This is a genomic window from Roseateles subflavus, from assembly GCF_030285365.1.
Classification (GTDB): Bacteria; Pseudomonadota; Gammaproteobacteria; order Burkholderiales; family Burkholderiaceae_C; genus Roseateles_B; species Roseateles_B subflavus.
Genome location: NZ_JASVDS010000010.1, coordinates 1 through 13,309, shown reverse-complemented (window position 1 = coordinate 13,309; position 13,309 = coordinate 1). Strand labels below are relative to the sequence as shown.

Genomic DNA, 13,309 nt, shown 5'->3' with positions numbered 1-13,309 from the left:
TTCTATTGCAGCGATCGGCCTAACCAGTCGCTCGAGCCGACTCGCGTCGGCAAGCCGCCGCTCGCGGCTCAGCTTCAACGTTAGACAGCGCTATGTACCAACGGATCAAAGCCCTGTTTTCTCGTTCGCATCAGCCAGACTTGGAAGTTGAGAAGCCTGAGTACATCTCACGGCCTCCGATCAATGCGACCACCGTTGACTCGGGCTTTATCCCGCCGCAACCTGATGCTGTATGGGTGAGCGACGGGGAGATCAAAGAATTCATGCGGAACGGATACTCGTTTTGCCCGCATCCGGACGGCGGAGACGTGTGTGTTCGCTTCCATAACAAACCGCCGAAACGTCTGCTTATGGATTGGCTGCTCATTCCGCCGAAAGGTCGTGGCGATGTCTAACCTCTCATTGCAGCCGACCTGCGCCAGCTTCGCTGGCTGGTCGGCTGAATTCCAACGTTAGGCCTACTTGTACATGGATCACGTCACTGCAACTCCGGGTTTGGACCTTGCCCAGGTGGTGAGGCGTCATCTCGACCTGACCAAGTACCTGGATCTGCTCCGGGGAAACTCGCTATACCTGCGAAGGGCTGACCGATTTCCGGATCGCCTTGAAGGCGCACTCACGCCGTCGATTCGCCGCGCCATGAATGAAGGGCGAAGCGAGCATCCTGACATTGAGACTGCAGAGCAATTTCAGCTTCGGTCCAGGGTAGGCGCTCTTGTTTCCTGTTGGACCATGGGTAAGGCGGACAACATGGCGCTTTGGCAACTTTATGGAGGTGCGTCTGCGTCTATTGCGGTGGTTACTACGGTCGAACAATTGGCCATGGCATCGATCGATTGGCCAGACCCAGCCTACATCTACCAAGTCAAGTACATTGACCATATGTCGGACCCGGACATGATCGTGGGTCACTACACCGACATGCTCCAGTACAAGCACACAGCGTACGCGTTTGAACAGGAACTGCGCGTGATTGCGTCTCGGCATCGCGGGAATTGGCAAGACACGCCTGAGGGCGTTCGATTGCCGATTCCAAATCTAAAGTCTTTCGTGCGCGAGGTAATCGTTGCGCCAGAAGCACAGGATTGGTACGTTGACCTAGTCGCTGACGTTAGTGCCAAGTACGGACTCAACGTGCCTGTTCGGAGGTCGGATCTTGCTCATGTGCAAGCGTAGGCCTAACCAGTCGCTCGAGCCGACTCGCGTCGGCAGGCCGCCGCTCGCGGCTCAGCTTCAACGTTAGGCCGCACCCGAGGATGAACTGCTCCTTCGACGGACCCACCTCTCCGCTGCTAGGCGTTGCTCTCGTCACAGCTTGTCTCGCTGGCTGCGTCTCCTACCGTGACTTGGGTCCGAGTCTTGACGCCGCAATCGGCCGGGTGCCATCTGAAGTCAGCTATCCGCCAATGAACCGCCTGGTACGCACCTTCAGAAACGAAAGCGTGCAGACCTTCGAATATGAGCTTTCTAGTGCTGGCAACTGCAGATGGCAGGTTGATGCGGTGGCCTCAGGTCGCATAGTCGCTTGGCGGTACCCGGATGCCGAGGCTGCGAGCTACTGCCGGGCGATGGCTCGGACGAGACCATGAAATTCCTGCGGCCTAACCCGTCGCTCAACCGGACCCGCAACGGCACCCCACCTACGGGTCTCACGTCATTCTTCCCCTTCTGCGTCATGCCGTCGCTGGCCGGTTATCTTCAACGTTAGGTTTCAGGAGAGCACGTGCGTCGCATAGTAATTTCCGCTCAAGTACTCTGGCTGCTAGTTCTTTCAAGCGCCGATGCACAGCAACCGGATATGAGTTCGGTGGCGTCGCCCTGGAAGCAGGCAGAACTCACTGAAACATACATGCGTGAACTGTCCAAGCAACAGTGCATGGAGAAGACGATCGCCTCACTCAAGTCCGGCTGCACTTCCGACCAGTGCCTGAAGACTCTCGCCGGAATCAGCGGAGACTGCGTCACCTGGGCCAAGGGCGATCCCAAAGAGTTCTGCACGAGCTACAGACAGGCTTACATTTCAAGGTACTGTTCGACCAATGAGCTTGATGCACGTCGCTGTGTATTGCTCCATATCGCCGAGCCCAAGAGTTGCGAAAAGCCAGGGCAACATTAGTGTCCGGCCTGAAACCTAACCCCTCCGTCAAGGGGACGTCTTGCGCCGAGGCGCAAGACGTCCCTTACGTCGAACGTTAGGTCTCATGAAAGTCAGTTGCTCCGCTGCCCTGATTCTGTGCTTCGCATCGATGAGTTCGGCGGTTCTTGCCGAGGAGTGCCTGCTTAACCAAGAGTACTTTCACGGCGAAGCACAGGCCTTGGTGCGCCGTCACGCAGGTGCGAAGTACATCGGCGATGAACGCTTGGTTCGCTGGGATTCAAGTGACCTGGGGCGGATTTCCGTCATTGTCGGAGGATGCGAAAGCTTCGGGCTCGAATCGTCCTCCGAGCGAAGAGTCATAAAGCCATCATCTCGCGAGGCAGTCCTGAAAATCGCCAAGCGGCTCGCGAGGCTGGGCTGGCCCGAACCGTACGGACGTGAAGCCGAATCTGTTTTATCGACGAAGCCGCGCGTCGAGGGGCGAAAATCTGGCGGCCTAGCTTTTGAATACGATGCACCTGACTACATGGAGTTTGCCGTGTCCCAGTCATTTGATGGCACCGTCGAGAAGATCACTGTCTCGGCAATTCATCTGCAGTAGGTCGTGAGGCCTAACCAGTCGCTCAACCGGACCCGCAACGGCATGCCGTCTCCGGGACCCATTTCATTCTGGCCCTCCGGCGTCATGCCGTCGTGGGCCGGTTATCTTCAACGTTACCCGTCTCAATTCCACCATTCGAAAGGTTCATGCTATGGCGGGAAGGCCACCGGAAGTCGAACACACCAAGCGCAGCCTGATAGCTGAGATCAACTCAGCACGAGGACTTGTGGCCGCGATCTCTGCCCTGCCGCAGCAGGTCCATCCAAATGCGCCTGCTGGCTTGCATCCAAAGTACGTGCGGCAAGTTGTTGAACTGGCCTTCATGGGACTAGTTGCCGCATGGGAAGAATTTTTGGAACAGGCGTTAGTGCGGTATGTGGCCGGCGCCAAAGCAAAAAATGGGTACAAGCCCACTCCAAGGTATGGCCTGGCGAAAGACATTTCCCATGCCTATGAGCTTCTCTCTCGCGACCCGTCCTACGACCCCCTCAAGCACTACCTGAAGGTCACGGATACGAAATGGGTGCGAACCAACGCTGATTTCTTCTTCTCCAGCCATACGTTCTCGGCGCTGCAGCAGAAGGCCGATCTGCTTAGCCATGCGAGCTCAATCAGGAATCGGGTTGCGCACAGTTCCGAGAAGTGCCGGGCCGACTTCAAGGCAACGGCATTGCACTTTCTTCAGCCGGCGAACGGCAAGCTCACTCAGGGATATGCGCCAGGTGACTTCCTTCTGGCTGGCGTCCAGCGCCATTTCGGTCAACCCGTTGTTCAAGCTGGGCATACTCACTTCGAGGCATATGCAAAGCTATATGAAGAGCTCGCCGGCAAGATCGTGCCCTGAGACGGCTAACCAGTCGCTCGAGCCGACTCGCGTCGGCAAGCCGCCGCTCGCAGCTCAGCTTCAACGTTAGGCGTCACAGATGCCCCGCATACGCGAAGACTGGTTCGAAGCTGAGCAACTCATTCGAGCTGCGCAAGACGGTGACCTACCTTTGGTTCAGCGCCTCGCGTCGGAGGGGTTCGATGTCAACCTGATGGACGAACTCGGCAAGAGTGCACTGCACTATGCCGTCGAAGGTGAGCACTACAAGCTAGTCCAGTGGCTGCTGGAGCATCACGCGAATGTGAACCTCCACGACGAAGACATGATCGGAGAAACCGCGCTCTCGCTGGCGGCGCTGCGCGACTACCCTGAGTTGGTCGAACTACTCCTCACAAATGGAGCCGATCCGGACATTACTGGCTGGATGCAGCAAACGGCCCGAACACGAGCACATTGGCGGAAAGATCCGGATGGAGTCAAGATCGCCGCGCTCATCGAGAAGTACAAGCCCACCAAGCCGAACCCTGGCTCTCGGCCGCAACGAAGGTGACGCCCAACCCTTCGCTCGAGTGGACGCGCTCCGGCACGGCACTTGGCCCGCGAGGTGGTGTGGCTCATCATCCGCCTCACGGGCCAATCGCCATCCCTGCGCGCCCCCCTCAGCTCAAACGTTGAACGGCAGCTTCCGGGCGTCGAATTCGATGGAACGGAAGACCGCAACCGCTGCGGACCTGCCTGCCACCTGGTGAAGGGCAGTGACAGGCTGGGTCCGGACATTCGCAATTGCGATCCAAACGCCAGCTGCTGCCGAGACCGGTCTTTCGTCGGCACGCGTCGCGGGTGACCGCTGAATTCCCCAATGCGAACGGTCGCCGATGTCCTGCACTCTTGTATCTTCTGTTGATCTGCATTGACGCCCTCGCGTGCATGGCGACTCATCGCAATCGCACCTGATCCGGATTCAGGCATGCACTGGGCAAGTTCAGATCGCAGTCTGGCTCGCTCACTTGTGCCCATTCAGAATTGAGATCGCAAACGCAAACTGTCGCATCTCTCTCTAACCCACCCAAATGGGGGGGGGTGACATAAGGGTATGTACTTATGAAACAATACGGCACCCCTTGATAAGGGGGAAGAGCCGCTGACTTCAGCGAGCCCAAAGAACAGAGGGAACAAGTTGGAATCCAACCCGATGGGAGGGGGAGGCACGCCGCCGCATGCGTGCCTGCAGGCATTGGCCATCATTGCGCGGCTTCATCAGGTGGCAGCTGAGCCTCAGGCCTTGCGTCATCAGCTGGGATTGGGGGAGCACCAGGAGGTATCAACCCAAGATCTACTGCTCGCGGCCAAGCATCTGGGGCTGAGCGCCAAGCGCAGCCGCAGCAGCGCGGAGCGTCTGGGCCTGGTGCCGCTGCCGGCGCTGGCCTTGATGAGGGACGGCCGCGTCGTGGTGCTGGCCCAGACGGACGGCCAGCGCGTGCTGTTCATGGATCCGGCGCAAGGTACCTCTGGTGCCTCCAGCCCAGAGGCCAGCGCCCGGCCCACCATCGAGTCCGTGGCCGACTTCGCCGCCGCCTGGTCCGGCGAGCTCATCCTCATCAGCAGCCGCGCGAGCCTCGCCGGGGCGTTGGCCAAGTTCGACTTCAGCTGGTTCATCCCCAGCATCGTCAAGCACCGCCGGCTGCTGGGCGAGGTGCTGCTGGTGTCGCTGTTCCTGCAGCTCTTCGCGCTGGTGAGCCCGCTGTTCTTCCAGGTGGTGATGGACAAGGTGCTGGTGCACAAGGGCCTCTCCACGCTGGACGTGCTGGTGATCGGCCTGGTGGTGATCATGCTGTTCGAGAGCACGCTGACCGTGCTGCGCAGCTATGTGTTCAGCCACACGACGAGCCGCATCGACGTGGAATTGGGCGCGCGCCTCTTCCGCCACCTCATGCACCTGCCGCTGGCCTACTTTCAAGCCCGTCGTGTGGGGGACTCGGTGGCACGGGTGCGCGAGCTGGAGAACATCCGCCAGTTCCTCACCGGCAATGCGCTGACCCTGCTGCTGGACGTGCTCTTCTCGGTGGTCTTCATCGCAATGATGCTGGCCTACAGCGGCACGCTCACCTTGATCGTACTGCTGTCGCTGCCGTTGTATGCGGCGGTGAGCCTGGTGGTGGTGCCGGTGCTGCGCGCGCGGCTCAATGAGAAGTTCGCCCGCAGCGCTGAGAACCAGAGCCTGCTGGTGGAGACCATCACCGGCATCCAGACGGTGAAGGCCAGCGCGCTGGAGCCGCAGATGGCGCGGCGCTGGGACGAGCAGCTGGCGGCCTATGTGGCGGCGAGCTTTCGCACTCAGACCCTGGCCCAGTACGCCAACGAGGCGGTGAACCTCATCGGCAAGCTGGTCAACGCGGCCACGCTGTGGTGGGGTGCGCATCTGGTGATGGACGGCCAGCTGACCCTGGGCATGTTCATCGCCTTCAATATGTTCGCCGGCCGTGTCGCGCAACCCATCATGCGCCTGGCCAATATGTGGACGGAGTTCCAGCAAACGGGCCTTTCGATGGCCCGCCTCGGCGATATCCTCAACACCCGCACCGAGCTGCCCGCGCACAGCGCCAGCCCGCTGCCGCGCCTGCAGGGCCGCGTGGCGCTGGAGCGTGTCACGTTCCGCTACCGGCCCGACGCGCCGCCGGTGCTGCAGGAGCTGAGCCTGGAGGTGCAGCCCGGCGAGGTGATCGGCATCGTGGGCCGCAGCGGCTCGGGCAAGAGCACGCTGACCAAGCTGATCCAGCGCCTCTACGTTCCCGAGGCCGGCCGCGTGCTGGTGGATGGGCAGGACATCGCGCTCATCGACGCCGCGCAGTTGCGCCGCCAGGTGGGCGTGGTGCTGCAGGACAACATGCTCTTCAACCGCAGCGTGCGCGAGAACATCGCCATTGCCGACCCCGCCGCGCCGCTGGAGCTGGTGATGCGCGCGGCCCAACTGGCCGGCGCACACGAATTCATCAGCGAGTTGCCCGAGGGCTATGACACCGTGGTGGGCGAGCAGGGCGCGGGGCTCTCCGGCGGCCAGCGCCAGCGCATCGCGATTGCACGGGCGCTCTTTGCGCAGCCCCGCATCCTGATCTTCGATGAGGCCACCAGCGCACTGGACTACGAGAGCGAGGCCATCATCCAGCACAACATGCGCCAGATCTGCCAGGGGCGCACGGTCTTCATCATCGCCCACCGCTTGAGCGCGGTGCGCCACGCCGACCGCATCATCGCGATGGAGCGCGGGCGTATCGTGGAGATGGGCTCGCACGAGCAGCTGCTGCAACGCCCGCAAGGGCTTTACGCGCACCTGTGGCGCATGCAGGCGCAGGGCGGCATCGATGCCGAGGAAGCGCCTGCCGTGGAGCAGCCCCTGCCCACGCATGTGGAAGGGAGGACGGCATGAGCATGACGCCGCAAGAACCGGTGAACGAAGCGATCACCGCGACCCCTTCCCCTCGTCACCCCGTGCGCGAGCTGCTCGCCCGCTATGCCGCCATCTTCCGCGCCGCCTGGGCCATGCGTGAGGAGCTGGCCGGCCCCAAGCGCCTAGCCGATGAGCGCGCCTTCCTGCCCGCTGCCATGGCCCTGCAGGAGACGCCGCCGCACCCGGCGCCGCGCCGCGCGGCCTTCGTGCTGTGCGGCCTCTTCGTCATCGCGTTGTTGTGGGCTTGCCTGGGGCGGTTGGACATCGTCGCCGTGGCCCAGGGCCGCATCGTGGTGAGCCAGCGCAGCAAGACCCTGCAGCCTCTGGAGACCAGCGTGGTCAAGGCCATCCATGTGCAGGACGGCGACAAGGTGCGTGCCGGGCAGCTGCTCATCGAGCTCGATGCCACGCTCACCGCGGCCGATGCCGCCCGCGTGGTGCAGGAGCGCGCTGCGGCGTGGTCCGAGAAGCTGCGGGCGCAGGCGGTGTTGCAGGCCTTGGCCGGTGCCGCGCTGCCGGCGGTCCAGCCGGTGCCCGAATTGAGTGCCGATGAGCTCGCCGCCGCGCGCACCCAGCTGCGCAGCGACTGGTCCGACATTGCTGCGAAGCAGGCCCGGCTGCAGGCCGAGCTTGCGCGCCGTCAGGCCGAGATCCGCACCGCCGAGCAGACGGTGGCCAAGCTGCAGACCACGCTGCCCCTGGCCCAGGCCCGTGAGCAGGACTACCAGCAGCTCTCGACGCAAGGATTCATGTCCAGCCACGCCGGGCAGGACCGCACGCGCGAGCGCATCGAACTGGAGCGCGATCTGGCCACCGCGCAAGCGCGGCTGCAGGAGGCACAGGCCGCGCTGAAAGAGAGCGAGCACGGCCGTCTGAGCTACATCGCCGAGACCGAGCGCAGCTGGCGCGACCGCCTGGCGCAGGCCGAGCTCAAGACCCGCGAGCTGGGCGAGGAGAGCATCAAGGCCCAGAAGCGCGAGGCCCTGACGCGCCTCACCGCGCCCGTGGCGGGCACCGTGCAGCAGTTGGCCGTACACACGGCGGGCGGCGTCGTCACGCCCGCGCAGGTCTTGCTGGTGCTGGTACCGGACGACGCCGAGGTGACCGCCGAAGTCGTGCTGGAGAACAAGGACGTGGGCTTCGTGCGAGACGGCCAACTCGCCGAGATCAAGCTCGAGCCCTTCCCCTACACCCGCTACGGCACGGTAGAGGCCGAGGTGCGGCACATCAGCGCGGATGCGGTGAACGATGAGAAGCGCGGCGCCATCTTCCCCGCCACGCTGGTCTTGAAGCGCCACCAGCTGGAGGTGGACGGCAAGACGATCAAGCTGGCCCCGGGGATGAACCTCACGGCCGAGATCAAGACCGGCAAGCGCCGGGTCATCGACTACCTGATCAGCCCGCTGCAGCAGCATGTGCAGGAAAGCATGGGGGAGCGCTGACCATGCGCATCTTGATCATTCACCAGAACTTCCCCGGCCAGTTCCGCCACGTGGCGGCGGAGTGGGCCAGCCGCCCGGGCTGGCAGGTCATCGGCATCGGTCGTGATACCGCACCGGGCCTGCCGGGTGTGCAGGGGCTGCGCCAAATCCGCTACAAGCCCCACCGCGGCGTGCACCGCGAGCAGCACCACTACCTGCGCCGCATGGAGGACGCCGTGCTGCACGGCCAAGCCGTGGCGCGCGTGCTGCTGCAGCTCAAGAAGGAGGGCTTCACGCCCGACGTGATCCTGGCCCACCCCGGCTGGGGCGAGACGCTCTACGCCAAGGACGTCTTCCCCCACACCCGCCTCGTGCACTACTGCGAGTGGTTCTACAACACCCCGCCGCTGGACGGCCTGGACCAGGTCGACCGCGCCACCTGGCCCTATGCTGACGTAGGCTTCGACCCCGAGTTCCCCGTTACGTTCGACGATGTGGCCCGCATCCGCAGCTGGAACGCCCTGCACCTGCTGAACCTGCAGAACTGCGACGCCGGCATCAGCCCCACCCATTGGCAGAAGGCCCAGCATCCCAAGGCCTACCTGGACAAGATCACGGTGGCCCACGAGGGCATCGACACCGAGAACCTGGGGCCGGACCCCAACGCCGTGATTAAGACCCCCAGCGGCGAGATCCTCAAGGCCAACGACCCCGACAAGCCCGTCATCACCTACGTGGCCCGCAACCTGGAGCCGTATCGCGGCTTCCACACCTTCATGCGCGCGCTGCCGGCTGTGCAGCGGGAACACGGGAACGCGCATGTGGTGATTGTGGGGGGCGATGACGTCAGCTATGGCGCGCGGCCCAAGGACGCGAAGAACTGGCGGGAAAAGATGCTCGCCGAGGTGGGGCAGCAACTCGATCCGACGCGCACGCACTTCGTCGGGAAGGTGCCTTATGCGGATTACAAGCGGGTGCTCCAGGTGTCGTCAGCGCATGTGTATTTGACCTATCCGTTTGTGCTGAGTTGGTCGTGTTTGGAGGCGATGGCGACGGGGTGCCGTTTGGTGGCGAGTGATGTGGCGCCGATGAGGGAGGTGGCGATGGAGGGGATGGGAATGTGCAGGGCATTGGATGTGAGGGCATTGGCGATTGGGCTGACGCAGAGGGCTGAGATGGCGGAAACGGCTGTCGGGGCGTATGCCGGCGCTGACATGCCTGGCGCGGACACAAGACGGACATATTCTCTTGAGCGAGGTAGACGGAGGTTTGAAGAAGGTGTTCGCAAGGGGATTCGGAGTGAATTAACTTCAGTCGTGTGATTTTCATATTGGAAAAGATGCTTGCGTCTGGAATTCGATATTTTGACCAATGGGGGTGGCATGGGATGGTTTGTTAAGCTTGGATTGGTGTGTGCAGCGATCCTGACTTGTTTGGGGCTCGGTGCTTGCGCTGAAACAGAGAAGCCAGAAGTTAGGCGCGTATTGTCTGCGCTGGACGGTTCATGGCTGGTGGTTGTGAAGTCTGCCTGCGGCGGGGTGCTGTTTGAATCCTACGCAAAAGTGAATGGCCAGAATGACTACAAAAAATCATCGGAAAAATGCCGTCCGGGCATCTATGCCGGGGCGTCGGCGGCATTCGATGGCAAGTCGATTCTGGCTTCGATTTATACAAAGCATGACGAGATATACGTGCTTTCCGAAATACCTGTTGCGCCGAATGGGGCCTTGGGTGATGGTGTCATGTTGACGACCAGCAAAAATCCGCTTCGTTTTCCGGTGAAAGTGGGAAATAAGTATCTATATCTGCACGATATTTCGCCGGATGCGCGTGGGGGTCAGTGGGAGGTTTTGGAAAATGGATCATCCATCAAGATCCCGGCCAAGGGATCTTGGAGATATGCATACTACCCCGCCAAACGGTCAGCATTGGTCGTCAAGTTGAATGGGCGTGGGGAACGGGAACTTGTAAGTATTTTGGGAGAGAAAGATCTAGCACTGGAGCGTCTAGTAATTGAGAAGAAGATTGATTGGTTGAGTTGCGAAGCGTCTGGTCAATGCGTTGGCGGAGGAGAGTCGGGCGAAAGGTACTTGATTGATGCGACCATGAAGGTCACGCAATTGGCGGAAATTTGCACAGCCGGCACTCGAATCGAAACATGGCTGAATGCGGATAATTTTCTGGTGCGCTGCCAAGATTCAAGGGGTGAGTATAAAACTTGCTCCAGAGGCGGCTCTTGTGCTGAAGTTGTGCTTAGATAATGGAGGATGGAATGGCTTTCAGGTTTCATGGAAACTATTGTGGTCCTGGTTGGACTGGTGGTGAATACGTCGGCCCTGGTGAGAAGGGGAACTTGAATGTGGATCCCCTCGATCCGTCCGATGCGCTATGCAGAATCCACGATGAGGCGTATTGGGAAGCTGAGGTTCTATTTAAAAACGGAGACATGAAGGCTGGGTGGGATAGGGAAATTGAAGCGGATGCGGCACTGCTACAAGGCCTTTCTTTGCGAATTTCGGAGCTGGAAAGCAGGTATCCAAATATCGGCCAATATAGGGGAGATGCGAAGGATCTTCCGCAATATGCTGAATATGCCGCCGCCAATCAAATGGAGATCGCGTTTCAGGCGAAACAGCGTTGGAATAGATATCAGCGTGAAAAATTCGACGGTACGCTATCCCCGGACGAAGCCCGCCGCGTAGTTCAAGCTATGCATGACGCAGCGGCCACAATGTGGGACAACGGCTTGATGGACGACGCCTACACTCTTCACCCCGAGTGGGCTGGAAGATCCAGGGGGGATAGCAGCCGTATCAACGACTCTGTCAGTCGCCAATACCGCTCCGCCTCCACATGGCGTGCCCGGGACCCCCTCGCCATCGATCTCGATAGCGACGGCATCGAGATGCTGGCCGCCAATGCCCAACCCGTGGTGTTCGACCACAACGCCGACGGCATCAAGACCGGCACTGGCTGGCTGAAAGGCGATGACGCCTGGGTGGTGATGGACCGCAATGGCAACGGCACCATCGATTCAGGCCGCGAACTTTTTGGCGTGGACACCCTGATCCCCGAGCGCAAGACGGTCGTCAATGCGGATGGCAGCACCAGCGTGGTGACCGTCGAGCGGAACGCCACCAGCGGCTTCGAGGCCCTGCGTGCGCAGGATGACAACAACGACGGCATGCTGGACGCCAAGGACGCCGCCTTTGCTCAGGTGCGCCTGTGGCGCGATCTCAACAGCGACGGCATCTCTCAAGCCAACGAACTGAGCACGCTTGAGGCCAACGGCATCGTGAGCATCAACCTGGTGGCCAACACCGCCAGCCAGGACCTGGGTGGTGGCAATTCCATCACCGGCAAAGCGACGGTGACCCGCGTGACGGGCGGCAGTACTGAGATGGACTCTGTGATGGTGGGCGGTGAATCGGCCGCCAACCTGAACCTGACGGACAACCCCTTCTACCGTGAGTTCACCGACAAGATCCCGCTGACCGACCTGGCCAAGTCCCTGCCCGAGATCAAGGGCAGTGGAGAGCTGCGCGACCTGCGTGAGGCCATGAGCATTGACTCTGCGCAAGGGCGCCGCTTGGCGGAACTCGTCCAGAAGTTTGGTATGGCCACCACGCAGGCGGAACGTCTGTCACTCACGGAGCAGGTGGTGGTGGCGTGGGCGGATACGGGGAAAACGGACTTCGTTAGCCCGTTGGCTGGCCTCATGGTCAAGACCTTTGACATGAGCCTGGGCACTCCGGCTGACCGCAAGGCCATGTTCGTGGCCCTGTGCGGCGAAGCCATGGATTCCAAGGTTCCCGGCTGGCGTAGCCTGCTGGAGTCAGCAGAGTTTCAGTTCTACGGACACATTCAAGGCATGAGTCCGACAGACGTCGGCACCCAAGCCCTGCTTGCGTCGGCCGTCAGTGCGGGAGTGCTGGAGCTCAGACAGGGGAGGCTCGGAGAAGCCTGGTACGGCATTCCCGGTAAGGATCGAAGCGCTCTAGATACCGACCTCAACCAGTTGACCGTTCTCGAGAGCTTTAATGGCGCCGCATTCCCTTCACTAAATGAATTCTTCCGCCCGACTCTTCCGGGCAATCTGGGGCCTCGTTACGAGCGTGTTCCACCAAACACGCAACTTACGGACTTGCTGAACGCGGCCTATGTAGCGCTCCTGGATGGCGTCTACGACGCACTCGCCACGCAGACCTATCTGAAAAATTACATCGACTTGATTGCGCTGGATATCTCCGAGGGGGGAATTTCCTTCAAGTTTGATGCGCTTCAGTCTGAGTTGGAAAAGCTCTGGAGCAGCAACAAACCAGAGTGCGCAGCATTGATCATGGACTTGAACAAGGCGTATGGAAAGACACTCAGCAGCCTTGGATTTGACATGCAGCGCGCTCTTGGGAAGGTGTATTCAGCTGCCTCGGATGACGGGGACGTCCTGATCGCCTTGACTGCTCGCATGCACAGCGCTAAGCGGTCCGTTGACCTGGCGCCCACCGCGTCAAGTGATCTATATATTGCCAATTCGATGGCAGCTAAGTTGAACGGCGCTGGCGGCGACGATGTGTTGGCTGGCGGACTTGGCGCTGACACCCTGAGCGGAGATGCCGGTGACGATTTGCTCCTCGGGGGTGGGGGGAGCGACGAAGTTCTAGGCGGCGAAGGCAACGACACGCTGATCGGTGGTGTCGGTAACGACACGCTGGACGGCGGCTTCGGCAGCGACACCTTCGTGTTCGCGTCGGGCTTCGGTCAGGACGTGCTGAACGAGAACGACTGGGGCGGCGGACGAGTGGACGTGGTGCAGTTCACGGACTTGGCCAGTACGGACGTCAAGTCGTTGGAGAGGCGCGGATCGGATCTGGTGCTGACGTTCAAGTCAGGTGACAGCCTGACAATGACGAAGTTCTAT

At 61.0% G+C, this 13,309-nt stretch carries 10 protein-coding genes; all 10 read left to right on the top strand.

The window, feature by feature from the left end; genetic code table 11:
* The first annotated feature begins 92 nt into the window (after nt 1-92).
* Nucleotides 93-395 (top strand): hypothetical protein, encoded by a 303-nt coding sequence (locus QRD43_RS21890; RefSeq protein WP_285984646.1) that lies wholly within the window; start codon nt 93-95, stop codon nt 393-395.
* A gap of 73 nt (nt 396-468) precedes the next feature.
* The gene (locus QRD43_RS21885; protein WP_285984645.1) at nt 469-1,176 is read left to right on the top strand and encodes a hypothetical protein; all 708 of its coding nucleotides are present in this window, start codon (nt 469-471) and stop codon (nt 1,174-1,176) included.
* 1,025 nt (nt 1,177-2,201) lie between these two features.
* The gene (locus tag QRD43_RS21880; protein WP_285984644.1) at nt 2,202-2,699 is read left to right on the top strand and encodes a hypothetical protein; all 498 of its coding nucleotides are present in this window, start codon (nt 2,202-2,204) and stop codon (nt 2,697-2,699) included.
* 226 nt (nt 2,700-2,925) lie between these two features.
* Nucleotides 2,926-3,543: a hypothetical protein gene (locus QRD43_RS21875; protein WP_285984643.1), complete on the top strand. Its 618-nt coding sequence runs from the start codon at nt 2,926-2,928 to the stop codon at nt 3,541-3,543.
* 79 nt (nt 3,544-3,622) lie between these two features.
* Entirely contained in the window at nt 3,623-4,075 is a 453-nt protein-coding gene (locus tag QRD43_RS21870; RefSeq protein WP_285984642.1) for an ankyrin repeat domain-containing protein, read from the top strand.
* A gap of 642 nt (nt 4,076-4,717) precedes the next feature.
* Nucleotides 4,718-6,949: a type I secretion system permease/ATPase gene (locus QRD43_RS21865; protein ID WP_285984720.1), complete on the top strand. Its 2,232-nt coding sequence runs from the start codon at nt 4,718-4,720 to the stop codon at nt 6,947-6,949.
* Nucleotides 6,950-6,951: 2 nt separating this feature from the next.
* The gene (locus QRD43_RS21860; protein WP_285984641.1) at nt 6,952-8,412 is read left to right on the top strand and encodes an HlyD family type I secretion periplasmic adaptor subunit; all 1,461 of its coding nucleotides are present in this window, start codon (nt 6,952-6,954) and stop codon (nt 8,410-8,412) included.
* Nucleotides 8,413-8,414: 2 nt separating this feature from the next.
* Entirely contained in the window at nt 8,415-9,713 is a 1,299-nt protein-coding gene (locus QRD43_RS21855; RefSeq protein ID WP_285984640.1) for a glycosyltransferase family 4 protein, read from the top strand.
* A 21-nt stretch (nt 9,714-9,734) separates the two neighbouring features.
* Nucleotides 9,735-10,652, top strand: coding sequence for a hypothetical protein (locus tag QRD43_RS21850; RefSeq protein WP_285984639.1), 918 nt, complete (start codon nt 9,735-9,737; stop codon nt 10,650-10,652).
* A gap of 98 nt (nt 10,653-10,750) precedes the next feature.
* Nucleotides 10,751-13,309, top strand: a 2,559-nt coding sequence (locus QRD43_RS21845; RefSeq protein ID WP_285984719.1) for a calcium-binding protein, incomplete at its 3' end; no start/stop codon positions are given.

Bases quoted from the DNA above. Each gene is read 5' to 3' on its own strand.
- QRD43_RS21870 (WP_285984642.1), top strand. From the start codon at position 3,623: ATGCCCCGCATACGCGAAGACTGGTTCGAAGCTGAGCAACTCATTCGA.
- QRD43_RS21865 (WP_285984720.1), top strand. From the start codon at position 4,718: ATGGGAGGGGGAGGCACGCCGCCGCATGCGTGCCTGCAGGCATTGGCC.
- QRD43_RS21890 (WP_285984646.1), top strand. From the start codon at position 93: ATGTACCAACGGATCAAAGCCCTGTTTTCTCGTTCGCATCAGCCAGAC.
- QRD43_RS21855 (WP_285984640.1), top strand. From the start codon at position 8,415: ATGCGCATCTTGATCATTCACCAGAACTTCCCCGGCCAGTTCCGCCAC.
- QRD43_RS21860 (WP_285984641.1), top strand. From the start codon at position 6,952: ATGACGCCGCAAGAACCGGTGAACGAAGCGATCACCGCGACCCCTTCC.
- QRD43_RS21885 (WP_285984645.1), top strand. From the start codon at position 469: ATGGATCACGTCACTGCAACTCCGGGTTTGGACCTTGCCCAGGTGGTG.
- QRD43_RS21880 (WP_285984644.1), top strand. From the start codon at position 2,202: ATGAAAGTCAGTTGCTCCGCTGCCCTGATTCTGTGCTTCGCATCGATG.